Source organism: Streptomyces sp. 184, from assembly GCF_045781775.1.
In the GTDB taxonomy this organism is placed as follows: Bacteria; Actinomycetota; Actinomycetes; order Streptomycetales; family Streptomycetaceae; genus Streptomyces.
Genome location: NZ_CP123230.1, coordinates 6,587,362 through 6,610,703 on the forward strand (window position 1 = coordinate 6,587,362; position 23,342 = coordinate 6,610,703).

The 23,342-nt window shown below is 72.7% G+C and carries 21 protein-coding genes; 9 read left to right on the forward strand and 12 right to left on the reverse strand.

The window, feature by feature from the left end:
- The first annotated feature begins 173 nt into the window (after nt 1-173).
- The gene (locus tag QBL21_RS27965; RefSeq protein ID WP_407565002.1) at nt 174-773 is read left to right on the forward strand and encodes a hypothetical protein; all 600 of its coding nucleotides are present in this window, start codon (nt 174-176) and stop codon (nt 771-773) included.
- 36 nt (nt 774-809) lie between these two features.
- On the opposite strand, the gene QBL21_RS27970 is transcribed toward QBL21_RS27965, so the two are convergent.
- Both QBL21_RS27970 and QBL21_RS27975 read right to left on the reverse strand, forming a co-directional pair.
- Entirely contained in the window at nt 810-1,226 is a 417-nt protein-coding gene (locus QBL21_RS27970; protein WP_407565003.1) for a VOC family protein, read from the reverse strand.
- A 10-nt stretch (nt 1,227-1,236) separates the two neighbouring features.
- The gene (locus QBL21_RS27975) at nt 1,237-1,611 is read right to left on the reverse strand and encodes a helix-turn-helix transcriptional regulator (RefSeq protein WP_407566588.1); all 375 of its coding nucleotides are present in this window, start codon (nt 1,609-1,611) and stop codon (nt 1,237-1,239) included.
- A gap of 235 nt (nt 1,612-1,846) precedes the next feature.
- Between QBL21_RS27975 and QBL21_RS27980 the strand changes: the two genes are divergently transcribed.
- On the forward strand, nt 1,847-2,839 hold the full coding sequence (locus QBL21_RS27980; RefSeq protein ID WP_407565004.1) for a methyltransferase: 993 nt from the start codon (nt 1,847-1,849) through the stop codon (nt 2,837-2,839).
- Nucleotides 2,840-3,075: 236 nt separating this feature from the next.
- Here QBL21_RS27980 and QBL21_RS27985 read toward each other — a convergent pair whose 3' ends face one another.
- The 6 genes from QBL21_RS27985 to rfbB all read right to left on the reverse strand — a co-directional run bounded on the left by QBL21_RS27985 (nt 3,076) and on the right by rfbB (nt 11,465).
- Nucleotides 3,076-4,863, reverse strand: a complete 1,788-nt coding sequence (locus QBL21_RS27985; RefSeq protein WP_407566589.1) for an ABC transporter ATP-binding protein — start codon at nt 4,861-4,863, stop codon at nt 3,076-3,078.
- 261 nt (nt 4,864-5,124) lie between these two features.
- Nucleotides 5,125-7,506, reverse strand: coding sequence for an ATP-binding cassette domain-containing protein (locus QBL21_RS27990; RefSeq protein WP_407565005.1), 2,382 nt, complete (start codon nt 7,504-7,506; stop codon nt 5,125-5,127).
- Nucleotides 7,507-7,677: 171 nt separating this feature from the next.
- Nucleotides 7,678-8,088 (reverse strand): VOC family protein, encoded by a 411-nt coding sequence (locus QBL21_RS27995; protein ID WP_407565006.1) that lies wholly within the window; start codon nt 8,086-8,088, stop codon nt 7,678-7,680.
- Nucleotides 8,089-8,144: 56 nt separating this feature from the next.
- Nucleotides 8,145-9,035 (reverse strand): glucose-1-phosphate thymidylyltransferase RfbA, encoded by an 891-nt coding sequence (gene rfbA, locus QBL21_RS28000; RefSeq protein WP_407565007.1) that lies wholly within the window; start codon nt 9,033-9,035, stop codon nt 8,145-8,147.
- 64 nt (nt 9,036-9,099) lie between these two features.
- Nucleotides 9,100-10,488, reverse strand: coding sequence for an NDP-hexose 2,3-dehydratase family protein (locus tag QBL21_RS28005; protein WP_407565008.1), 1,389 nt, complete (start codon nt 10,486-10,488; stop codon nt 9,100-9,102).
- On the reverse strand, nt 10,485-11,465 hold the full coding sequence (gene rfbB / locus QBL21_RS28010) for a dTDP-glucose 4,6-dehydratase (protein WP_407565009.1): 981 nt from the start codon (nt 11,463-11,465) through the stop codon (nt 10,485-10,487). The genes QBL21_RS28005 and rfbB overlap by 4 nt, the downstream gene beginning before the upstream one ends.
- Nucleotides 11,466-11,659: 194 nt before the next feature.
- Between rfbB and QBL21_RS28015 the strand changes: the two genes are divergently transcribed.
- Nucleotides 11,660-12,622: a Gfo/Idh/MocA family protein gene (locus tag QBL21_RS28015; protein WP_407565010.1), complete on the forward strand. Its 963-nt coding sequence runs from the start codon at nt 11,660-11,662 to the stop codon at nt 12,620-12,622.
- A gap of 7 nt (nt 12,623-12,629) precedes the next feature.
- Here the strand turns inward: QBL21_RS28015 and QBL21_RS28020 are convergent, their stop codons facing one another.
- From QBL21_RS28020 to QBL21_RS28030, 3 genes are all read right to left on the reverse strand, one after another.
- Nucleotides 12,630-13,784, reverse strand: a complete 1,155-nt coding sequence (locus tag QBL21_RS28020) for a glycosyltransferase (RefSeq protein ID WP_407565011.1) — start codon at nt 13,782-13,784, stop codon at nt 12,630-12,632.
- A gap of 164 nt (nt 13,785-13,948) precedes the next feature.
- Nucleotides 13,949-15,259, reverse strand: a complete 1,311-nt coding sequence (locus QBL21_RS28025; protein ID WP_407565012.1) for an aminotransferase class I/II-fold pyridoxal phosphate-dependent enzyme — start codon at nt 15,257-15,259, stop codon at nt 13,949-13,951.
- Nucleotides 15,260-15,376: 117 nt separating this feature from the next.
- A complete protein-coding gene (locus QBL21_RS28030) occupies nt 15,377-15,850 on the reverse strand; it encodes a nitroreductase family deazaflavin-dependent oxidoreductase (RefSeq protein WP_407565013.1) in 474 nt (157 codons plus the stop codon).
- A gap of 194 nt (nt 15,851-16,044) precedes the next feature.
- Between QBL21_RS28030 and QBL21_RS28035 the strand changes: the two genes are divergently transcribed.
- The 4 genes from QBL21_RS28035 (at nt 16,045) to QBL21_RS28050 (ending at nt 20,655) form a co-directional block, all read left to right on the forward strand.
- Entirely contained in the window at nt 16,045-16,836 is a 792-nt protein-coding gene (locus QBL21_RS28035) for a helix-turn-helix transcriptional regulator (protein ID WP_407565014.1), read from the forward strand.
- A gap of 51 nt (nt 16,837-16,887) precedes the next feature.
- Nucleotides 16,888-17,427: an AAA family ATPase gene (locus QBL21_RS28040; RefSeq protein WP_407565015.1), complete on the forward strand. Its 540-nt coding sequence runs from the start codon at nt 16,888-16,890 to the stop codon at nt 17,425-17,427.
- A gap of 193 nt (nt 17,428-17,620) precedes the next feature.
- A complete protein-coding gene (locus QBL21_RS28045) occupies nt 17,621-19,552 on the forward strand; it encodes a ricin-type beta-trefoil lectin domain protein (RefSeq protein WP_407565016.1) in 1,932 nt (643 codons plus the stop codon).
- Nucleotides 19,553-19,638: 86 nt separating this feature from the next.
- Nucleotides 19,639-20,655 carry a DUF3500 domain-containing protein gene (locus QBL21_RS28050; protein WP_407565017.1) on the forward strand — a complete coding sequence of 339 codons (1,017 nt, stop codon included), beginning with the start codon at nt 19,639-19,641 and terminating at the stop codon, nt 20,653-20,655.
- A gap of 63 nt (nt 20,656-20,718) precedes the next feature.
- On the opposite strand, the gene QBL21_RS28055 is transcribed toward QBL21_RS28050, so the two are convergent.
- Complete coding sequence (locus QBL21_RS28055; protein WP_407565018.1) at nt 20,719-21,741, reverse strand: glycosyl hydrolase; 1,023 nt, start codon at nt 21,739-21,741, stop codon at nt 20,719-20,721.
- A 329-nt stretch (nt 21,742-22,070) separates the two neighbouring features.
- Between QBL21_RS28055 and QBL21_RS28060 the strand changes: the two genes are divergently transcribed.
- On the forward strand, nt 22,071-22,667 hold the full coding sequence (locus tag QBL21_RS28060; RefSeq protein WP_407565019.1) for a flavodoxin family protein: 597 nt from the start codon (nt 22,071-22,073) through the stop codon (nt 22,665-22,667).
- A gap of 62 nt (nt 22,668-22,729) precedes the next feature.
- Nucleotides 22,730-23,287, forward strand: a complete 558-nt coding sequence (locus QBL21_RS28065) for a CGNR zinc finger domain-containing protein (protein WP_407565020.1) — start codon at nt 22,730-22,732, stop codon at nt 23,285-23,287.
- The last annotated feature ends 55 nt before the right edge of the window (nt 23,288-23,342 follow it).

Genomic DNA, 23,342 nt, shown 5'->3' on the forward strand with positions numbered 1-23,342 from the left:
CCGCCATCACCGGTGCGTACGCGGCGAGTTCACCACCCTGCGTCGATGGCACTCCGGCCCCACGTACCCCCTGCGGGTGATCAACACTCCAGTCCGGGGCGGCTCGTGACGATAGGAAGGGGGTGACCGTCATGGATGAGTGCCTCCAATTCGTCTGTCCGCCGTGGTGCAACATGGCCGACTCACCGGAAGACCATTTCGGGGCTCTCGGTGACGACCTGTCCCGGGTGCTCCACCTGGGCTGGAATGCCGGGGCGATGTTTCAGGGGCGGGGCGACCCCCGCCAGACAGTGGGGTTCGATGTGGATCTGTGCGCGTACTCGTTGACCGACGGCCGCCCGGGGCGGCCGTTCCTGCGGGTGTCGGACGAGGCCGACAGCGCCAACAACTTCGAGGTGCACGACGTGGCCTCCGCCGCCTTCCTCTTGCAGCAGATGGCCGGTGCGGTGCGGAACCTCGCGGGCTTCCTGGAGATGCTCAGCGCCCGCCAGGAGGCCGAGGAGGCGCAGTGGCAGGCCGTCCGGCTGGACGGCGAGGTGCGGCAGGCCGAGCAGCAGAAGGCCAGGGCCGAGGCCGGGCTGCGCCAGGCACAGGAGTACATCGGTGCCCTGGAGCGGGAGATGGAGGCGGCGGGGGCGGCGCGGGACGCGGCGCACTGGCAGGTGGAGAAGGCCCGCGAGCGGGTGGCGGACACCGAGCGCACCGCGCGGGAGAGCCGCCGGGTCGCGGAGGCCGCCGCGGCCCGCTCGGCCCGGCTGGAGGGCGCGCGGTAGCAGCCGCCCGTCCCGCTCCGTCAGGTACGGCGCGGGTCAGGAACGGCGCGGCTGGCTGAACCGGAGCAGGTTGCCCGACGGGTCGCGGAACGCGCAGTCCCGTACCCCGAAGGGCTGGTCGACCGGCTCCTGGAGCACCTCCGCGCCGGAGGCGACGATGCGCTCGAAGGTCGCGTCGCAGTCGTCGGTGGCGAAGATGACGCCGGGCAGCAGGCCCTTGGCCAGCAACTGCGCCATGGCCTCGCGGTCCGCGGGCGAGGCGTTGGGGTCGGCAAGCGGCGGTTCGAGGACGATGTTCACCTCGGGCTGCGAGGGGGACCCCACGGTCACCCAGCGCATGCCCTCGAACTCGACGTCGTCGCGGACCTCCAGATCGAGCACGTCCCGGTAGAAGGCGAGAGCTTTGTCATGGTCATCGACGGCGATGAAGCACTGCGAGAGCACGATTCCCATGCGACTCACGCTACCTGAGGAGGGTGTCGTTCGCGCCCGGCTTCCGCACCGGTCGCGTGTGGATCTTCGCGATGCACGCCGGAATGGCGGCGCCGTCCTCGTGCGTACGGGCCCGGTAGGCGCTCGGGCTCTCGCCGACCAGCTCGGTGAAGCGCGAGCTGAACGACCCCAGCGAGGAACAGCCGACCGCGAAGCACACCTCGGTCACCGTCAGGTCGCCGCGCCGCAGCAGCGCCTTGGCGCGCTCGATCCGGCGCGTCATCAGGTAGCTGTACGGCGTCTCGCCGTAGGCGGCGCGGAAGCTGCGGGAGAAGTGCCCCGGCGACATCAGCGCGACCCGCGCCAGCTCCGCCACGTCCAGCGGCTGCGCGTAGTCGCGGTCCATCGCGTCGCGGGCCCGGCGCAACCGGACCAGGTCCTCCAGCCTCACCCCACCACCATGCCACAGCGCCGCCGCCGGGCCGCCCGGCGCGGCGGCGGCGCCGCGTTCGGGCACGGCACGGGCACGGGCATGGGCACGGGCAATCTGGAAGGTGCCGCCGGCCGGCCCCGGCCGCCATCCTGGGGCGGGCAGCTTCGACCACGGGCCCGAGCGGGGCCCTTGACGTGGAGGTGGGCAAGTGTCGGAGAAGGCGGATCTGTGGGCGCTGAGCGATCTGGCGACCCCCTGGTGCGTACGCGTCGTGGCGACGCTCGGCGTCGCCGAGCACCTGGCGGCGGGCGTCACGGGGATCGACGAGCTGGCCCGCCGGGCTGACTGCGACGGCGAGTCGCTGGCCCGGGTGCTGCGCCACCTGGTGGGCAAGGGGGTCTTCGAGGAGCCCGCCGAGGGCGAGTTCGCGCTGAACGACGCGGCCCGCGCCTTCCTGGAGCCGGGCAGCGGGGTGCGTATCTTCGACCTCGACGGCTACGGCGGCCGGATCGCCGGCGCGTTCGGCGGGCTGCTGGAGGCCGTACGCACCGGGCGGCCCTCCTACGAGTCGGTGTTCGGACGCCCGTTCTGGAAGGACCTCGAAGCCGACGCGGAACTCGCCGCCAGCTACGACGCGATGATGGGCTACGAGGGCCGCGGCGTGCCGGACCCCGCGGTGCTCGTGGACGACGACTGGGACGGCGTCCGGCACGTGATCGACGTCGGCGGCGGCACCGGCGCGATGCTCGCCGAGATCCTGCGGGCCCACCCGGGCGTGCGCGGCACCCTCGTGGACCTCCCGCGCGCGGTGGCCCGCTCCGGCGAGGTCTTCGCCTCGGCGGGGGTCGCCGACCGGGCCGAGGTCAGCGGGCAGAGCTTCTTCGACCCGCTGCCGGCCGGCGCGGACGTCTACCTGATCACGCACGTGCTCCTCGACTGGCCGGACGCGGAGGCGGCGAAGCTGCTCGCGCGCTGCGCGGAGGGCGCTGCGGCGGCTCCGAACGGGCGGGTCGTCGTGGTCGGGGGCGTGTTCCCCGGCGAGGCGGCGAGCAAGGGCGGGCTGGTGCTGATGGTGCTGAACGGCGGCCGGACGCGCAACGTCCGGCAGTTCCGCGCGCTGGCGGCGAAGGCGGGGCTGACGGTGACGGCCGCGGGCCAGGGGCCGTCGGGCAGGTTCATCGTGGAGGCCCGCCCGAGCTGACGGCCGCGTACGGACGCGGGGCGCCGCGTTGTACAGACCGCGGGCCGCCGCTTCGTACGGCCCGCGGACGCTCCGTACGACCCGCCCCCACCGCGCCGTACGCCCCCACCGGCCCGCTACGGGCCGGCCCACCCAGCGACCGGCCCCGGCCCCGCCCCCGGTACCCGCCCACCTCGGCCGCCTCCCCGGCCCGGGTGGGCGCTGCCGTCCGCGCGCGCCCACCCGCCGCGCGCCGGCTACACCACCTTCGCGCCCTGCGCCTCCTCGTCCGCCGCCCCGTCGTCCGCCCCCGCCGCATCCGCCGCCGCGGCGCGGTTCACCAGCGCCGCGTAGTGCCCGTCGAGGGCCAGCAGCCCGTCGTGGCTGCCGCGTTCGACGACCCTGCCGGCGTCGAGCACCAGGATCTCGTCCGCGTCGCGGATCGTCGTGAGCCGGTGCGCGATGGTGATGGTCGTGCGCCCCCTGCTCGCCACGTCGATGGCCTCCTGCACGGCCTTCTCGGTCTGGGTGTCGAGCGCGCTGGTGGCCTCGTCGAGCACGAGGATCGGCGGGTTGCGCAGGATGACGCGGGCGATCGCCAGCCGCTGCTTCTCGCCGCCGGAGAACCGGTAGCCGCGCTCCCCCACCACCGTGTCGTAGCCGTCCGGGAGGGCCGCGAGATGGCCGTGGATCTGCGCGATCCGCGCCGCCGCGACCAGTTCCTCGTCCGTCGCGTCGGGCTTGGCGAACCGCAGGTTCTCCGCGACCGAGGCGTTGAACAGGTACGTCTCCTGGGAGACGACGCCGACGGTGGCGGCGAGGGTGGCGAAGGACATGTCCCGCACGTCGACGCCGTCGATGGTGACGCGGCCGGACGTCACGTCGTACAGCCGCGGGACGAGGTAGCTCATCGTCGTCTTGCCCGACCCGGTCTCGCCGACGACCGCGAGGCTGTGCCCGGCCGGCACGGTCACCTGCACGCCGTCGAGCGTGGGCCGTTCGGCCCCCGCGTACGCGAAGCCGACGTCCTCAAGGCGCACCTCCCCGCGCGGCTCCGGCAGCGCGACGGGCCGCGCGGGCTCGGCGACGTCCACGGGCAGGTCCAGGTACTCGAAGATGCGGCCGAACAGCTCCAGCGACTTCTGGATGTCCACTCCCACCTCCATGAGCTGGACCGCCGGCCGCACCAGCGCCTGCTGGAGGGTGGTGAACGCGACCAGGGTGCCGATGGATATCGCCATGTGGCCGCCGCTGCCCGCCAGGCCGGCCACCAGGTAGATCACCGCGGGCATCGAGGACATGACGATCGGCGTCATCGCCTGCCGCCAGCGGCCCGCCATGCTGGAGCGGAGTTCCAGGTCGGCGAGCTTGCCGGACTCCTTCGCGAACGCGTCGGTCAGCGACCGCGAGCGGCCCATGGTGTGGCCGAGGAGGATGCCGCTGACGGACAGCGACTCCTGCACGGTCGAGGAGATGGTGGCGAGCTGGAGCTGCCGCTCGCGGGTGACGCGGCGGCGCTCGGTGCCGACGCGGCGGCTGACCCACACCACGAACGGGATCATCACCATCGACGCGAGGGTCAGCCGCCAGTCGAGCACGAACATCGCGGTGATCGTGGCGATCACGATGGTCAGGTTGGACACCAGCATCGTCGCGGTGTTGGTGACGGTGGCCTGCATGCCGCCGATGTCGTTGGCGATGCGCGACTGCACCTCGCCGGTGCGGGTGCGGGTGAAGAAGCCGAGCGACATGCGCTGGAGGTTGGCGTAGACGTCGGTGCGCAGGTCGTGCATGACGCGCTGGCCGACCTTGGCGGAGACGTACGTCTGGAGGACGCCGAAGGAGCTGACGACGACCGCGACGACGACCATGCCCAGCGCGAGCACGGCCAGCAGGCCGGTGCGGCCCTCGGGCAGGGCCACGTCCATGATCTCGCGGATCAGGAACGGGTTGACGAGGGAGACCAGCGAGGAGGCGACGACGAGGACGCCGACGAAACCCAGGCTGCGCCGGTACGGGCCGAAGAGCCGGAAGACGCGCCGCATCGGCACCCGCGGTAATGCCGCCGCCGCTTCTCCCGTTTCCCGGCCGGCCTTCTTCCTACGGGCCTTCTTCGATTCAGCGGTACGCAAACCTGCCTCCTCGTCCAGCGGGGTGGCGCCCGAGCAGGCAGGCTCGTGCCCGGTGACCGCCGTTTCGGGAATCCGTCCCAGGAATATCGATTCCCACGGCCCGGGATCAAGGTTTCTCTTTCAGGTCTCCGTCAAATTCCGTCACGGCAACGTCAATCCACGCGGAAGCGGCTGCTACGCGCCGACGTACTCCGCGAGGTGCTCCCCGGTGAGCGTCGACCGGTCGGCGACCAGGTCGGCCGGCGTGCCCTCGAAGACGACCCGGCCGCCGTCGTGGCCGGCGCCGGGGCCGAGGTCGATGATCCAGTCGGCGTGCGCCATGACGGCCTGGTGGTGCTCGATGACGATGACCGACTTGCCGGAGTCGACCAGCCGGTCGAGCAGCCCGAGAAGCTGCTCCACGTCGGCCAGGTGCAGGCCGGTGGTCGGCTCGTCCAGGACGTAGGTCCCGCCCTTGTCGCCCATGTGCGTGGCCAGCTTGAGCCGCTGCCGCTCACCGCCGGACAGGGTGGTGAGCGGCTGGCCGATGCTGACGTAGCCGAGGCCGACGTCGGCGAGCCGCTGGAGGATCCGGTGCGCGGCGGGCGTACGGGCCTCGCCCGCGCCGAAGAACTCCTCGGCCTCCGCGACCGGCATGGCCAGCACCTCGCTGATGTCGCGCCCGCCGAAGCGGTATTCGAGGACCGACGCCTGGAACCTCTTGCCGTCGCACTCCTCGCAGGTGGTGGAGACGCCGGCCATGATCCCGAGGTCGGTGTAGATGACGCCGGCGCCGTTGCAGGCGGGGCAGGCGCCCTCGGAGTTGGCGCTGAAGAGCGCCGGCTTCACGCCGTTGGCGCTCGCGAACGCCTTGCGGATGGGGTCGAGCAGTCCGGTGTACGTCGCCGGGTTGCTGCGCCGGGAGCCGCGGATGGCGCCCTGGTCGACGGAGACCACGCCCGCGCCGGCCGGGAGCGAGGCGTGCACCAGCGAACTCTTGCCGGAGCCGGCGACGCCGGTGATCACGCAGAGCACGCCGAGAGGGATGTCGACGTCGACGTCCTGGAGGTTGTGCGTGTCCGCGCCGCGGATCTCCAGCGCGCCGGCGGCCTTGCGCACGGTGTCCTTGAGCGCGGCGCGGTCGTCGAGGTGGCGGCCGGTGACGGTCTTGCTGGCGCGCAGCCCGGCCACGGTGCCCTCGAAGCAGACGGTGCCGCCGCCGGTGCCGGCGCCGGGGCCGAGGTCCACGACGTGGTCGGCGATCGAGATGACCTCCGACTTGTGCTCCACGACCATGACCGTGTTGCCCTTGTCGCGCAGCCGGAGCAGCAGGTCGTTCATCCGCCGGATGTCGTGCGGGTGCAGGCCGGTGGTGGGCTCGTCGAAGACGTAGGTGGTGTCGGTGAGCGAGGAGCCGAGGTGGCGGATCATCTTGGTGCGCTGCGCCTCGCCGCCGGACAGGGTGCCCGAGGAGCGGTCGAGCGACAGGTAGCCGAGGCCGATCTCCACGAACGAGTCGAGGGCCTCCCGCAGCGTCTTGAGCAGCGGCGCCACGGAGGGCTCCTGGAGCTTGCGGGCCCACTCGGCGAGGTCGTTGATCTGCATGGCGCAGGCGTCGGCGATGCTGATGCCCGCGACCTTCGACGCGCGGGCGGCCTCGCTGAGCCGGGTGCCCTCGCAGTCGGGGCAGTCGGTGAAGGTCGCCACCCGGTCCACGAAGGCGCGGATGTGCGGCTGCATCGACTCCCGGTCCTTGGACAGGAAGGACTTCTGCACCCGCGGCACCAGACCCTCGTAGGTCATGTTCATGCCGTTCATCTTGAGCCGGGTCGGCTCGTGGTGCAGGAGGTCGTGCAGCTCCTTCTTGGTGTACTTGCGGATCGGCTTGTCCGGGTCGAAGAAGCCGGAGTCCGTGAACGTACGCACCATCCAGCCGCCGGCCTTGTAGCCGGGGACGGTGATCGCGCCGTCGGCGAGCGACTTGGTCTCGTCGTACAGCTCAGAGAGGTCGATGTCCGAGACGCTGCCCATGCCCTCGCAGCGCGGGCACATGCCGCCGGTGCTGGTGAAGGCCACCTTGACCGTCTCGCCGGCGCCGCGGTCGGTCGTGACCGAGCCGCTGACCTGGGCGGAGGCGACGTTGAAGGAGAAGGCGTTGGGCGGGCCGACGTGCGGCTTCCCCAGGCGGCTGAAGAGAATGCGCAGCAGCGCGTTGGCGTCGGTGGCGGTGCCGACGGTGGAGCGGGCGTTGGCGCCCATGCGCTCCTGGTCGACGATGATCGCGGTGGTCAGCCCTTCGAGGACGTCCACGTCGGGACGGGCGAGCGTGGGCATGAAGCCCTGCACGAAGGTGCTGTACGTCTCGTTGATCATCCGCTGCGACTCGGCGGCGATCGTGTCGAAGACGAGCGAGCTCTTCCCCGAGCCGGAGACGCCGGTGAAGACCGTCAGCCGCCGCTTGGGGATCTCCACGTCCACGTTCTTCAGGTTGTTCTCCCGCGCGCCGTGCACGCGGATCAGGTCGTGGGTGTCCGCGGCGTGCTGCGCGGGCGCCGGCGTGTCCTTCCTGGTGGCCATGCTCGTCTCTCTCCGTGTGTCGGGCGGCCGGCGCGGCCCCGCGGCCGGCGGTCTCCGGGCGGGGGCGCGCTCGCGCGGGAACGTCACGCTCGGGCGGGGACCCGTGCCCGGCCACCCTAGAGCCTGCCGGTGACAGCTCGGCAGAACCGGCCGGCCGGTCGGCCGGGCCGGTCAGCCGAACTGGTTGATGCGGATCTGGTTGCCCGCGGGGTCGCGTACGGCGCAGTCACGTACGCCCCAGGGCTGCTCGGTGGGCTCCTGGATCACCTCGGCGCCGTGCTTGCGCAGCCGCTCGAAGGCGGCGTCGAGGTCGGAGGTGGCCAGGATGAGGCCGGCGAAGATGCCCTTGTCCATCATCTGCCTGATGGTGCGCCGGTCGTCCTCGGTGAAGCCGGGGTGCGCGGCCGGCGGCTCCAGCACGAGGGACGTCTCCGGCTGCTCCGGCGGGCCGACGGTGATGAAGCGCAGGCCCTCGTTCGCGACGTCGTTGCGCACCTCGAAGCCGAGGCCGTCGCGGTAGAAGGCGAGGGAGGCGTCCGGGTCGGTGTGGGGCAGGAAGGTCTGGTGGATGGTGATGTCCATGCCCGTCACGCTAGTTTTCGGCCCCGGCCGCGCGCTTCTCCGATCCTGACCGGTCGTCAGCCCGTTGGCGGGAGGGCCCTGCCGGACTCGGCGACCTCCATGATGTACCTGCCGTACGCGGTGTTCGCCAGCCTGCTGCCGAGCCGGTAGCAGGCGTCGCGGTCGATGTAGCCGAGCCGCCAGGCGATCTCCTCCAGGCACGCGATCCGTACGCCCTGCCGGTGCTCCAGCACCTGGACGTACTGGCCCGCCTCCATCAGCGCGTCGTGGGTGCCGGTGTCCAGCCACACCGAGCCGCGGCCCAGCTCGATGAGCGTGGCCTCGCCGCGCGCCAGGTACGCGCGGTTGACGTCGGTGATCTCCAGCTCGCCGCGCGCGGAGCGGTGCAGCCCGCGGGCGATGTCGACGACCTTGCCGTCGTAGAAGTACAGGCCGGTGATCGCCAGGTTGGTGCGCGGCCGGGCCGGCTTCTCCTCGATGGAGACGAGCCTGCCGTGCGCGTCGGTCTCGCCGACGCCGTAGCGCTGCGGGTCGCGTACGGGATAGCCGAACAGGGTGCAGCCCTCGACGTTGCGCGCGGCCTGTTCGAGCAGCCCGGTGAAGCCCGCGCCGTGGAAGATGTTGTCGCCGAGCACCAGGGCGACCGGGTCGTCCCCGACGAAGTCGGCGGAGACGAGGAAGGCGTCGGCTATGCCGCGGGGTTTGTCCTGCTCCGCGTAGCTCAGCTCGATGCCCAGCGACGAGCCGTCGCCCAGCAGGGTGCGGAACGAGTCGAGGTGGTCGGGCGAGGAGATGATCTGGATCTCCCTGATGCCGGCGAGCATCAGCACCGACAGCGGGTAGTAGATCATCGGCTTGTCGTAGACGGGCAGCATCTGCTTCGAGACGCCGAGGGTGATGGGGTGCAGCCGGGTGCCGTGGCCGCCGGCCAGGATGAGTCCCTTCACGTCCGGGCTCCTTCCCGAGTCGAGTCCGTGGCGGCGCCGGCGCACCGGCGCGCGCCGGTGCGGCTCACGCGGCGGCGTGGTCGATGTCGGCCGCGCGCGTGTTGAGGACGGCGAGCAGGGTCCTGGCCTGCACGTTGAGGTAGCGGCTGTGTCCGGCCAGCCAGTTGAGCTGCCCGGGGGTCATCCACCGGTAGCCGGGCGGCGCCTGCGTGGGGGTCGTCGACTCGTCGGTCTCGACGATCACGTAGCGGCTCTCGGCGTTGAGGAACCGGCCGCCCTCCTCGGAGTGGACCGCCGAGTAGCGGACGCGGGAGGAGGGCGCGTCCGCCAGGAGGTCGAGGTAGCGCGGGCGGCGTGCGGGGGGCAGGTGGGCGTAGTTCACGGGCGCGCTCTGCACGGTCGGCGCCAGCTCTGCGGTGTCGAGCAGGCCGCCCTCGACGCGGGCGTGCACCAGGACGTGCGGTACGCCGTCGAAGGCGCGGTACGCGAAGCCGGTGACGCCGAGGCCGACGGGCTCGAAGATCGGCTGGGTCCAACTGGAGACCTCGCGCCGGGCGCCCTCCACGGCGACCGCGACGACGCGGAAGAACCGCCGGTCCTCGTGCTCGACGGTGTGGTCGTCGCGTACCCACCGGGACACCTGGTCCAGCGGGATGCGGCGGGTGCGGACGTCGTGGCGGGCCCGCTCGCCGGTGAACCAGGACAGCAGGTCGGCGTCCGACGTCAGCGCGCGGCGCCCGGCGTACGCCATGGGGGCGCCGGCCAGCACGGTGCGCGCGTCCATGTTCACGAAGTCGTCCAGGCGCAGCAGCTCGCCGATCTGGCCGAGGGTCAGCCAGCAGAAATCCTCGTCGGCGGGTACGTCCCCGTCGGCCTCGACGATCATGTTGCGGTTGCGCTTGCGGTAGAACCACGAGCCGTGCTCGGACTGGAGGACGTCGGTGGCCACCCGGTCGGGGTCGGGGTGCAGGAAGTGCTCCAGGTACTTCACGGCCGTACCGCCGTGCGCCTTGGTGTAGTTGGACCGCGTGGCCTGCACGGTGGGCGAGAGCTGGACGAGGTTGGGGTTGCCGGGCTCCATCTTCGCCTGCATGAGGAAGTGCAGGACGCCGTCGAACTCCTTGGCCAGGATGCCGAGGATGCCGATCTCCGGCTGCACGATGATCGGCTGCTGCCACTCCTCCTCCGGCCGGACGACGTGCAGGCCCTCGACGGTGAAGAACCGCCCGCTGCGGTGGGTGAGGTTGCCGGTGCCGGCCGCGAACGACCAGCCGTCCAGCTCGGCGAACGGGATCTTCCGCACCCGCGCCCCGCGGGCCCGGGTGCGGGCGGCGAGCCAGTCGGGTACGTCCCGGGTGGCCGGGCCGGCGCCCGCGGTGGTCCGGGCGGAGCGGGCCAGCCGCTCGGCGAAGCCGGGGTCGGAGCGGGGCCGCAGCAGGGTCCGGGTGGTCACGGGCGCTCACCGTCGCCCACGATCGGCTTCCACCACTGCGGGTTGTCCTGGTACCAGGCGACGGTCTCGGCCAGCCCTTCGTCGAAGGGGACGCGCGGCTCGGCGCCCAGCTCGCGCTCGAACTTGCCCTGGTCCAGCGCGTAGCGCCGGTCGTGGGCCTTGCGGTCGGCGACGTGGCTGATCATGTCCGGCTCCGCGCCGACCAGTTCGGCCAGCCGCCGGGCCACCGCGAGGTTGGGCGCGGCCGTGCCGGCGCCGACGTGGTACACCTCGCCGGCCCGGCCGCCGGTCAGCACCCGCTGCACGGCGCGGCAGTGGTCGGCCACGTGCAGCCACTCGCGGACCTGCCGGCCGTCCCCGTAGACCGGGACGGGGCGGCCCTGGAGCAGGTTGGTGACGGCGCGCGGGATGAACTTCTCGGGGTGCTGGTGGGAGCCGTAGTTGTTGCAGCAGCGGGTGATCGACACGTCCAGCCGGTGGGTGCGGAAGTACGCCAGGGCCACCAGGTCCGAGGCCGCCTTGGAGGCGGCGTACGGGGACGTGGGCAGCAGCGGCGAGGTTTCCGTCCACGACCCCGAGTCGATGGTCCCGTAGACCTCGTCCGTCGAGACGTGCACGACCCGCTCGACGCCGGTGGCGAGGCAGGCGTCGAGCAGCGCGTGGGTGCCTTCGACGTTGGTCCTGACGAAGTCGGCCGCCGAGGCGATCGAACGGTCCACGTGGGTCTCGGCGGCGAAGTGCACCGCCGCGTCCTGGCCGGCCAGCAGCTCGCGCAGCGTCCCGCGGTCCAGGACGCTGCCGCGGACGAAGGTCAGCCGCGGGTGGGACTCGGGGAGGTTCCTGCGGTCACCGGCGTAGGTCAACTGGTCCAGCACGGTGACGTGGGCGTCCTCGAAGTCACGGTAACCGCCCCCGAGGACGGTACGCACATAGTGCGAGCCGATGAATCCGGCTCCACCGGTGACGAGAATTCTCATGAGTGAGACAGCCGTTTCATACGAGGGTGAGTGGGACGACGCACGAATCACCATGGAGGGCCCGGCCCTTTCCCTGCACCTTCCAAATTGCCTGCCCGATGCAGCAATGTGGAAGAAGTCCCCGGTGGGGCCGGTGGCGAGGATGGAGGCAAAGGCCACCGGGGAAGGGGCACCGCATGCGATCCGTTGTCCGTATGGGAGTTCTGGGGTGCGCGAGCATTGCGCTGCGCCGGGTGCTGCCGGCGATGGCCGAGGCCGAGGGGATCGAGCTGGCACTGGTGGCGAGCCGCGATCCGGCCAAGGCGCGCGCGGTGGCGGCCCGGTACGGCTGCGCCGCGGCCGGGGACTACGACGACGTGCTGGCGCGGCCGGACATCGACGCCGTGTACGTACCGCTGCCGACCGGCCTGCACGCGCACTGGGCGGGCCGCGCGCTCGCCGCGGGCAAGCACGTGCTGGTGGAGAAGCCGCTGACCGGTGACCACGGCACGGCCGTCGACCTCGTGGCGCAGGCGCGGCAGTCGGGGCTGTGGCTGCTGGAGAACTTCATGTTCCTCCACCACCACCAGCACGCGCGGATCCGCGCCATGGTCGCCGAAGGGCGCATCGGCGCCCCGCGGGTGTTCTCCGCGAGCTTCGGCATCCCGCCGCTGCCCGCCGACGACGTGCGCTACCGGCCGGAACTGGGCGGCGGCGCGCTGCTGGACGTCGGCGTGTACCCGGTCCGGGCGGCCTCGTACTTCCTCGGCGACGAGCTGGAGGTCGCCGGCGCGGTGCTGCGCACGGACCCCGGGCGGGGGGTCGACGTCGCCGGGCACGCGCTGCTGACCACCCCGGCGGGGGTCACCGCCGAGCTGTCGTTCGGCTTCGCGCACGCCTACCGGTCCCGCTACGCGCTGTGGGGCGAGACCGCCCGGATCTCCCTGGACCGGGCGTTCACCCCGCCGCCGTCCTGGCAGCCGCGGGTGCGCGTCGACTCCCAGGACCGTACGGAGGAGCTGACGCTGCCCGCGGACCACCAGTTCCGGAACATCGCCGAGTACTTCGCCCGCGCGGTGCTTCAGAAGGAGGACTACGGGCCGGAGGCGGAGGCGGTCGTCCGGCAGGCGCGGCTGGTGGACCGGGTGCGCGCGCAGGCGGTGCGGGTCACGGCCTGACGCGCCGTCAGCCGGTCAGCTTCTCCAGCGTGCGTACGACGTCGGCGGGCGCGGGCATCGCGGCCATCTCGGCCGCGAGCGCGCGGGCCCGCTCGGCGTACCGCGGGCTCGCAAGCACCTCCCGGCCGCACGCGGCCAGTTCGTCGCCGAGGTCCGCGCCCTCCCCGGGCCGCCGCGGCAGCACGGTGAGGGCCGCGCCGCACCCGGTGAGGGCTTCGGCGATATCCACCGTGTGGCTGTTCGGCGGGAAGAGCACCTGCGGGACGCCGGCGCTCATGAGGGTCATCGCGGTGGTGGCACCCGCGTGGTCCACGGCGAGATCGCAGGTGGGAGCGACCACGTCGAGCGGCATCCAGCCGACGCGCACCCCGTCCGGGGCCGCCGCGCGCAGCTCTTCCGCGGCCCTGTCGGGCGCGGCGAGCAGCACCTCGGCGCCGGTGGCGGCCAGTTGCCGCACGAGGCTCAGCAGGGAGTCGGCGGGCAGCATGCGGAAGTGGTTGCCGGAGGTGACCAGGACGCGGGGGCGGCCGGCGGGGCGGGTGTACATCCAGGGTTCGAGGGTGCGCTGCGGGTTGCGCGGGATGTAGCGCACCGGCTGTACGGGGCCGGGGTGCGGGGCCCGTAGCGACGGCGGGGTGGGGTCGAGGAACAGGTCGGGCTCGTGCGTCGCCGCGAGGCCCCGGCGCTCCAGCTCGGGGGCGAGGCTCCGTTCGGCCACGGGGTCGACCGCGGCGAGGGGCACGCGGAGGTACTCGACGTGCCGCGCGTACGGGATCTTCAGGTGGGCGGCGAGCGGACCGGTCACGTAGTTCATGGAGCCGCCGACGAGGAGGTCGGGCGCCCAGTCGTCGGCGAGGTCCAGCAGCGGGTCGAGCGTGACGGCGGCGAGCTTGGCGTACCCGCGGCCGGTGCGCAGCATCTCCTCTTCGAGGTCCCGGGGGGCCAGGGGGTCGAAGGGCTTGTCGGGCTCCGCCATCACGAAGTAGCGGGTGGGGGTGGGGGTGACGGAGACCGCGGGGATCTCGACGGCGGCGGCGAAGCGCATCAGCGACTCGTTGGCGGCCAGCAGGACGTCGTGCCCGGCGGTGCGCGCGGCGGCCAGGAGGGGCGCGACGGCGTAGACGGTCGCCTGGCTGCCCGTGGTGATGTACAGGATTCTCATGGCGATGCGCCTGCTTCCCGTGGGTCGGCAAAGGAGGGGGCGCGGCGGTCCCGGCCCGGTGTGCCGCCGGGGCGCCGCGGTCGTCGGCCGCCGGTGTCGCTGTGGAGGCTGCCGGGGCGTTCGAGTGCGTGCGTCCGGCGGTCGAACGGAGGCCCTTCGCGGCGTCAGCCGGCCGTGCCCGGGCGGGCGGCGGCCCCGGCCTCCGTCCCGGTCCCGGTCCCGGTCTGGGTCTGGGTCTGGGCTTCCGTCCCGGTCCCGGTCTCGGGCTCGGTTTCGGCGGCCACCTTGCGGCGGAACCGGTCGGTCACCCGCGGCCCGGCGCCGACCGCGCGGCGTACGACCTCGCAGACCCGGCGTACGTCGTCCGTGGAGGACACCGGCCCGGTCGGCAGCGCGAGCAACTGGTCCGCCAGCCGCTCGGTGTGGGGCAGGCCGGCGGGACCCTCCGTACGGTACGGCGCCTCCTGGTGGCAGGCCGGCGAGAAGTACCGCTGGGTGACGACGTTCTCCGCGGCGAGCACCCGCATCAGCAGGTCGCGGTGGATGCCGGTGACGGCCTCGTCGACCGTGATGACGACGTACTGGTAGTTGGGCGTCTCGGCCTCGTCGAAGGAGACGACGCGGACGCCGCCGAGACCGCTCAGCTCGGCCGTGTACAGCGCGTGGTTGACGCGGTTGTGCCGCACGGTCTCGCCCAGGGCCTCCAGCGAGGTCAGCCCCATCGCCGCGCACACCTCGCTCATCTTGCTGTTGGTGCCGACGATCTCGACGCGGTGGTCGGCGCCGTAGCCGTGCGAGCGCAGCGCCCGCAGGTGCTGCGCGAGGCCGTCGTCGTCGGTGACGACCGCGCCGCCCTCGAAGCTGTTGACGACCTTCGTGGCGTGGAAGCTGAAGACCTCGGCGGCGCCGAAGCCGCCGACGGGCCGGCCGCCGTAGGTGCAGCCGAGGGCGTGCGCCGCGTCGAAGACCAGCGGGACGCCGTGCCTTGCGGCCACCTCCTCCAGCTCGTCGGCGCGGCACGGGCGGCCCCACAGGTGGACGCCCATCACCGCGCACGTCCGCGGGGTGATCGCGGCCTCGACCGCCCGCGGGTCGAGGCAGCCGGTCACGGGGTCGACGTCGCAGAACACCGGGGTGAGGCCCACGACGCGGGCGGCGTTGGCGGTGGCGACGTAGGTCATCGAGGGCATGACGACCTCGCCGGACAGGTCCAGCGCCTGGTAGACGAGCTGCTGCGCGGTGGTGGCGTTGGAGATCGCCACGCAGTTGCGGACGCCGGCGACTTCGGCGACGCGCTCCTCGAACTCGTGGACCAGCGGGCCGCCGTTGGTGAACCACTGGCTGTCCAGGACCCCGTTGAGCCGCTCCAGGAAACGCGCCCGGTCGCCGGTGCTCGGCCGGCCCACGTAGAGCGGCTGCGCGAACTCCGCGGGCCCGCCGAAGAGGGCGAGGTCGTCCACTGTCTGCTTCGTCACCGGCTTCTCCATCGCGACCGTGAGGGGGTTCCGTGGCCGGGATGCGCGCGGCATCCCAGGACACCGCAGCATTCCGGGGCCGGCTCGTACGGTGCTTGAGGAAGGCTGGTGGGCCGGTCAGCGGGGGGTGAGGCGGACGACCGGGTACACGCGGTCGGACTTGCTCTGGTACTTCGCGTAGCGGGGCTGGGCGGTGGTGATGCGCCGCCAGGCGTCCTCGCGGCCGGGGTCTGCGAGCACCCGCGGCGTCACCGGCAGGGGGTCGCGGCCGGGCAGTTCGACGGCGGCCCGGTCGGGGTTGGCCATGAGGTTGGCGTGCCAGTCGGGGGACTGGCCCCCGCCGCCGGAGGCGACGACCAGCCAGGCGTCCCGGCCGTCGGCGAACCACGCCACGGGCGTCTCGCGGGCCAGGCCGCTCTGCTTGCCCGCCGTGTGCAGGATGAGCATGTCCATACCCATCATGTGGTCCTTGCCGCCCCGGATCTTGCGGACCATGCGGGCGTTCATCTTCCGCTGGAACCACCGGGAGAGCTTCCCCGGTGTGCCCTGCTTGCGATCCGTGCTGCTCTCCGCCTGTCCGTCCGCTGTCATCGGACGCCTCCGCTCGCTCGACTTGCGTCCCTTGCCCTGGTGCCGGACACGCTAGGACGGGCCGGCCGGGGGTGCTTCTCGATTCCTGACCGGTCCGCGGCCGGGGGCCCCGGCCGCCGCTCCGGCCCCAGCACTGCTCAAGTCCACCGCGACTGCCCCGGCTCACGCTGGCGGCGGACCCGGGAGGCAGCCAGATGCGTACGGACGATCCGATCGAGCGGGCCATCGACTGCCTCTGGAAGCGCTACAGCGAGCCGCTCTCCCTCACCGAGATCGCGGAGAGCGCCCTGCTCAGCCGCTTCTACTTCAGCCGGCTCTTCAAGGACGCCACCGGGGTGACCCCCGGGCGCTTCCTCGCCGCGGTCCGCGTGCACCAGGCCAAGCACCTGCTGCTGCACACCCCGCTGCGTATCGCCGACGTGTCCACCGCGGTCGGTTACAGCAGCCTGGGGTCGTTCACGAACTACTTCACCTCCAGCGTCGGCGTCTCCCCGGGGCGCTACCGGCACATCGCCCGCGGCGGCGGCTTCGACCTGCCGGGCCCGCGGCCGGGTCCGCGCGCGGGGTGCGGCGCGATCGCGGGGACGCTGGACCTGCCGGCGGGCCACGGGAACGCGCACGTGTACGTGGGCGCGTTCCGTACGCCGATCGTCCAGTACCCGCCGAGCGCCGCGGTCCTCGTCCGTGTACCCGTCGGGCGCCCGGGCGCGTACCGGCTGCCGGACGTGCCGGAGGGCACCTGGCACGTGCACGCGGTGGGCGTCGCCGAGGGCGTGTGGCCCGACCCGTGGCACCAGCGCACGTCGCTGGTCGGGAGCTGCGACGCGGTGGCGGTTGCGGCGGAGCGCACCGCCCCCGCAGGCGTACGCCTGCGCCGTGAGCGCCCCGCGGACCCGCCGGTGCTGCTGGCCCTGCCCGCGCTGGAACCGCTGCCGCCGCCCGCCGCCGGCCCGCGGCCGGCGCTGCTGGCCGCGGCGGCGGACTGACCCCCCGAAAACGGGGTGACGCCCCGGGGCGGCCGGTGGCAGGCTCCGCGGGTGACGATCACCGAAGTGCTGCTCATCGGCGGCCGGTCGGGGGTGGGCAAGTCCACCGTCGGCTACGAGGTCTCGGCCCGCCTGCGCGCCGCGGACATCGGGCACGCGCTGATCGAGGGCGACGTGCTCGACCACCTCCACCCCGCGCCGCCCGGCGACCCGCACCGCACGCTGCTCACCGAGCACAACCTGGCGGCGATCTGGGCCACCTACGCGGCGCTCGGCTGCCGGCGGCTGATCTACACCAACACCGCGGCCGTCCTGGCGAGCGAGAGCGGCCTCTTCGCGCGCGCCCTGGGCGCGGACCTGCGTGTCGTACGGGTACTGCTCACCGCCTCCGACGCCACCGCCCGGGACCGGCTGGCCGGGCGCGAGCTGGGTTCGGAACATGCGCAGCAGGTGCGGCGCAGCGCGTTCATGGCCCGGCGTCTGGAGGAGCAGGCGGCGGCGGGCACCGTGCGGGTGGCGACGGACGGACGGGGTGTGATGGAGATCGCCGCGGAGGTCGCGGGCGTCGCCGGGTGGGCGGAGCGGCGGTGACCCCGGTTCCGTAGCACGGACATAACGGGTGGACCAGGAGCCGAGCACCGCCGTCGACTTCTGGACGGACACATTCCGACCTCTTGACGCGAGCATGGCATATCAGTTTAATCACGCCTTGAAATAAGCCTGTTGAGCCGCAGTCGCCTTCGGCTTACGAAGGCACGGGCACTCCTCCACGAGAGGGCACACCATGATCCCGTCGCACAGGCTCCACCTGCTCAGACCCCCCGCCACCGGCCTCCGGCTGCCGGCGCTGCTCGCCGCCGTCCTGCTGCTGGCCACCGCCCTGCTCACCGCCCCCGGGCTGGCCCCGAAGGCCGCCGCGGCCGGCGAGCGCGTCGACGTGTGGCTCACCACCACCTCCGACTCCGGCGGCCGCAACGTCACCCGCGGCCTCCAGCAGCAGTCCCCGCTCGCCTTCGGCCCGGCCGGCGGCGGCGCCGACGCCACGATCCGGGTCGACGAGGGCACGACGTACCAGCAGTTCGAGGGCGGCGGCGCGTCCATCACCGACACCACCGCGTACCTGCTGCGCGGCGGCCCGGTCAGCGCCGCCACCCGCGACGCCGTCATGCGCCGGCTGTTCTCGCCGACGGACGGCATCGGGCTGTCCTTCGTACGCAACCCGATCGGCGCCTCCGACCTGTCCCGGCCCGGACACGTCTCCCTCGACGACACCTGCTGCACCCTGGACGACTTCGGCGCCAACGGCTACGACACGAACGTCCGGCTGCTCACCGCCCAGGCCAAGCAGCTCAACCCCGCGCTGCGCGTCAAGGGCGTGCCGTGGAGCGCGCCGGGGTGGATGAAGGACAACGGCCGGATGGACCAGATGGGCTGGCTGAAGTGGGAGTACTACCCCATGTACGCCCAGTACCTGGTCAAGTACGTGCAGAGCTACCAGGCCGCCGGCGTGAAGGTCGACTACGTGTCCGTACAGAACGAGCCCAACTGCTGCCAGGCCGGCAACCCCACCGCCATGAACTACCCCGGCATGAGCTGGAACTCCTCCGGCCTGATCGAGTTCACCAAGAACCACGTCTACCCGGCGTTCCGCGCCGCCGGCCTCACCACCAAGGTCATGGTGCACGACTGGAACTACGGCGACTACGGCCAGATCGGCCAGGCCATCCTCGCCGACCCGGCCGTACGCAACGACCCGCTCTTCGGCGGCATCGCCTGGCACGGCTACGCCGGCGACCCGGCGGTCGGCAGCCAGGTGCACACGCAGTACCCGAGCGTCCCGCAGTTCAGCACCGAGCACTCCGGCGGCACCTGGATCGGCAACCAGCACAACGAGGACATGGCCGACATCGTCAACTACACCCGCAACTGGAGCGGCAGCGTGGTCAAGTGGAGCCTCGCGCTGAACCAGAACATGGGCCCGCACAACGGCGGCTGCGGCACCTGCACGGGCCTGGTCACCGTGCAGGAGGGCGGCCCGCGGGCCGGTCAGGTCGACAACACCATCGAGTACTACACCACCGGCCACCTCACCAAGTTCGTCAAGCCCGGCGCCCGGCGCATCTCCTCGACGGCGAGCACCACGGTGCCGAACGTGGCCTGGCGCAACCCCGACGGCTCCAAGGCCCTGATCGCCCACAACGGCAGCACGTCCACGCGCTCCGTACGCGTCGACTGGGGCAGCCAGTCCTACGTCTACTCCCTGCCCGCCCGCACCACCGCCACCTTCACCTGGGCCGGCACCCCCTCCGGCTCGGTGCCCGGCACCGGCACCGGCACGCTGACCGGCATCGCGGGCAAGTGCCTCGACGTCGCCGGCGGCGCCACCGCGGACGGCACGCCGGTGCAGATCTACGGCTGCAACGGCAGCACCTCGCAGCGCTGGACCGTGGGCTCCGACGGCACCGTACGGGCGCTCGGCAAGTGCCTGGACGTCGCCGGCGCCGGCACGGCGAACGGCACCGTCGTCCAGCTCTACGCCTGCAACGGAACCGCGGCACAGCAGTGGACGTACGATCCCGTGACCCACGACGTGGTGGGCGCGGGCTCCGGCAAGTGCCTCGACGTCACGGGCAACACGTCGGCGGACGGCACGAAGACGCAGATCTGGTCGTGCACGGGCGCCTCGAACCAGAAGTGGACGCTCAACACGGCCTGACCCGCGCCCGCGCGCGGCGCGCGTACTGCACCATGGATCACCGGGGGCGACGCCCCCGGTGATCCGGCGACGGGCGGGAGGAACGGGTGGGCGGGTCCGACGAACCAACGGAGGCGGTGACCGCGGCGGCGACCGCGGCGCGGATGCGGGAGGCCGCGCGGGCGCTGCTGGCCGTGCTGAAGCCGGAGCAGGTACGGGAGTTGCGCGACGCGCCCGCCCGGCTGGACGCGCCCGAGCTGCGCGAGTGGAAGTACGTCCCGGGCCCCCGCCCCGGCCTGTCCACCGAGGAACTGGACGACGAGCAGCGCGCGGCCGTCGACGCGCTGCTCGCCGCGGCGCACAGCGCGCACGGCGGGCGGCTGGCGGCCGGGGCGATCGAGGTGGAGCGCCACCGCCGCGAACTGGTCGGCCGCCCCGGGCCCGACCGCTACTGGCTGCGGCTGCTCGGCGACCCGGACGGCGCGGGCCCGTGGGGCTGGCGGATGAACGGCCACCACCTCGCCGTACACGTCCTGATCACGGCCGCCGGCCTGCGGGTCACCCCGCACTTCATCGGCTCGGAACCGGCGCTGGTCGCCTCCGGCCCGCGGGCCGGCCGGCTGCTGGGCCCCGAGGAGGACCTCGCCCGCGAACTCGTCACGGACCTGGACACCGCCGCCCGCACCACGGCGGTGTACGCCACCGAGCCCCCGGACGACATCCTCACCCGCGCCGACCCCTTCGCCGACCCGGACCTGCTCCCGCCGGGCCTGCCGTACGACGCCATGACGCCCGCCCAGCGCCGCCTGCTGGAGCGCCTGGTCCGCCTCTACCTGGCCCGGGCACCCGAGGCGTACGCGCGGGAGTGCTGGACGGACACGGTGGCCGGGGGGCTGGAGCACCTCGCCTTCGCCTGGGCCGGCGGCCTGGCCCCGGGCGAGCGCCACTACTACTGCGTGCGCGCCCCGGACTTCCTCATCGAGTACGACAACACCCAGGACGACGGCAACCACGCCCACTCCGTATGGCGCCACACCCGCCACGACTGGGGCCTGGACCTGCTGCGCGCCCACTACGAGACGGGGCACGGCCAGGGCGCGGGGAGCGCGGCGCACGGCGGGTGACCGGCCGGCGCGGGGCCCGGGTGCGGGCACCGCGCCGGCCGGCCCGCCGGCGCGCACCGGTGGTCAGGGAAGCCGGACCTCTCCCTGGTTGAGGGTGCGCGGGTGGAAGTACGCGGCCTGGATCTCGGCGTTGGAGTTGTTGCCGCGCAACTGCTCCGACCAGATCATGAAGTAGCTCCAGCGCGGCTGGCCGTCCAGCAGCGAGGGGCTGGGCACCTTCCCCATCTCGCCGATGGCCATGGGCTTGCCGCCGGCGATGTTCTGCATCTGCTGGTAGTCCCCGGAGCTGGGGTGGTTCTTGTACCAGACGTCCAGGGACACGACGTCGGCGTAGGCGTCGCCCGGGTAGTAACCGCCCCAGTTGCCGGCCGGGTTGTCCTGCACGTTCCAGACCCAGACCAGGTTGTCCAGGCCGTGGGTGCCGGCGAGGTGGTCACGGGTGAGGCGGAACAGCCGGGAGCTGCCGTCGGCGCCGGGGCGGTTGCCCCACCAGTTCCAGGACTCGTTCATCTCGTGGAAGGGGCGGAACAGCACGGGCACGCCCGCGTCCCTGAGCTGGCGCAGGTACGGGACGACGGAGTCGAGCCGCCGCTTCCACGTCGTGTTCAGCGCGGTGCCGTCGGTGACCAGTTCCCGGAACTGCGCGTCGGAGATGTTGGACTTGACGCCGCCCTCGAACTGGCAGGACTCCGGCCCGGTGGGCGGGCAGGCGTGCCAGGTGAGGGTGACGAGCGAACCGTTGTTCCACTCGGTACGCGCCTGGTCGACGACGCGCTGGCGGTTCGCGATGTCCTCGGCGCGGAACATCAGGTCGCCGCCCCACAGCCCGGGCCACTGGCCGGTGACGTCGTACACCTGCCGGGTGTACTGGCCGGGCTGCGCGGCGGGTTCCTTGTTGTGCTGGCCGGAGACGACGGAGCTGCCGGTGACGGACCGCAGGTAGTCGAGCACCTGCTGCCGGGAGCCGGGCGGGAACGCCTCGGCCTCCTCACCCGGTACGGCGAGGAGTGCCGCCGCCGTGACGACGGCGGCGGCGGACGCGGCGAGCATCGCCCCGAGTCTGCGTCGGGGCCGGACGATGTGCATCGCTCTCTCCTTCGTGTGGGGGTTTCGGCGCAAGTTAGCGCCCCGCCGTGGCGCTGTCCATAAACCGGTCAAGTTTAGTTGGTTCAGCGCTCCTTGCCCGTTCGGTGGCGAGCTGTCCGAGAGGTTGACTAAACCGTTCTAGTAAACGGAACCCTCGCGGTCGGCACCGGGCGCCACCGGCCGCACGGCGGCACCAACTGGGCGGCAAGTGAGCGGTTAGTCTCAGCCAACCCTCCGGGCCGAGACTGGCTCCTCGGAGCATCGGCCATGGACCGGCAGCGGGCGTCGTCACGGCGGCGCCGGAGCGGTCCGCCTCAGGAGACCACTCGATGGACACCTCGCCCAGGATTTCGATCGCCTACCACTCGCGCCGCGGGCACACCCACGTGCTGGCGGAGGCCGTCAGGACCGGCGCCGAGGCCGAGGGCGCCGCGGTGACCATGGTGCTCGTCGAGGACATGCAGGACAGCGACTGGGACACGCTGGACGCCGCGGACGCGATCCTGTTCGGGGCCCCGACGCTCATGGGCTCGGCCTCCGGCGCGTTCCACGCCTTCGCGGAGGCGACCAGCACGCGCTGGCGCACCCAGTCCTGGAAGGACAAGATCGGCGCGGGGTTCACGCACTCGTCGTGCAAGGCCGGCGACAAGCACATCACCCTCGGGTACTTCGCGACCCTCGCCGCCCAGCACCAGATGCACTGGGTCAACCTCGGCCTGGCCCCGGGCTGGCACCTCAGCCACGAGAGCGAGAGCGACCTCAACCGCCTCGGGTACTTCAACGGCGCCGCCGCCGCCACGATGGGCGACCTCGGCACCGACGCCGTGCACAAGTCCGACATCGCCACGGCCGAGCACCTCGGCGGGCGGGTCGCACGGCACACCGCCGTGGTGCTCGCGGGGCGGGCGGCGCTGGGCCTCGTGTGACCCTCGCCTTCCGCCGCCATTGGTATCTTTACCTTAAGTAATGGGTACGAGCGGAAGTCACCATGGCCGTAAGTGATTACACCGGGCAGGCCGCGCTCACGGCGGTCGACCTGGTCAACAGCCTGGACGTCATGACCGGTACGGACCGGCTGCGCACCTCCGAGGACGCGGCCGGGCTCCTCGCCCGGCACGGCTGGGACACCGGCCCCGCCGTGTCCGCCGCGGACCTGGAGCGGCTGCGGCAACTGCGCCCGCGGCTGCGGTTCGTCTTCGGCGGCACGCCGGTGCACAAGTCCGTCACGGACCTGAACGCGCTGCTGCGCGACCTGCGCGCGCAGCCCCATCTCACCGACCACGACGGCGCCTGGCACTGGCACTACGCCCGCCCGCGGGCCCCGCTGGGCGAGCGGGTCGCGACCTCGTGCGTCGTCGCGCTGCTGACCGCGATCGCCGACGGCGGCGCGGCGCGGCTGCGGATCTGCGAGGGCGCCGACTGCGCCAACGTCTTCGTCGACGCCTCCCGCCCCGGGCTGCGCCGCTACTGCGACACCAGGAGCTGCGGCAACCGCGCGCACGTCACCGCCTACCGGGAGCGCAAGCGCACGCGGAGCGCCGGCTGAGCGGCGGCACCCCCGGACTCGTACATGAGTAATTGACTCTTGACCAATGTCAGAC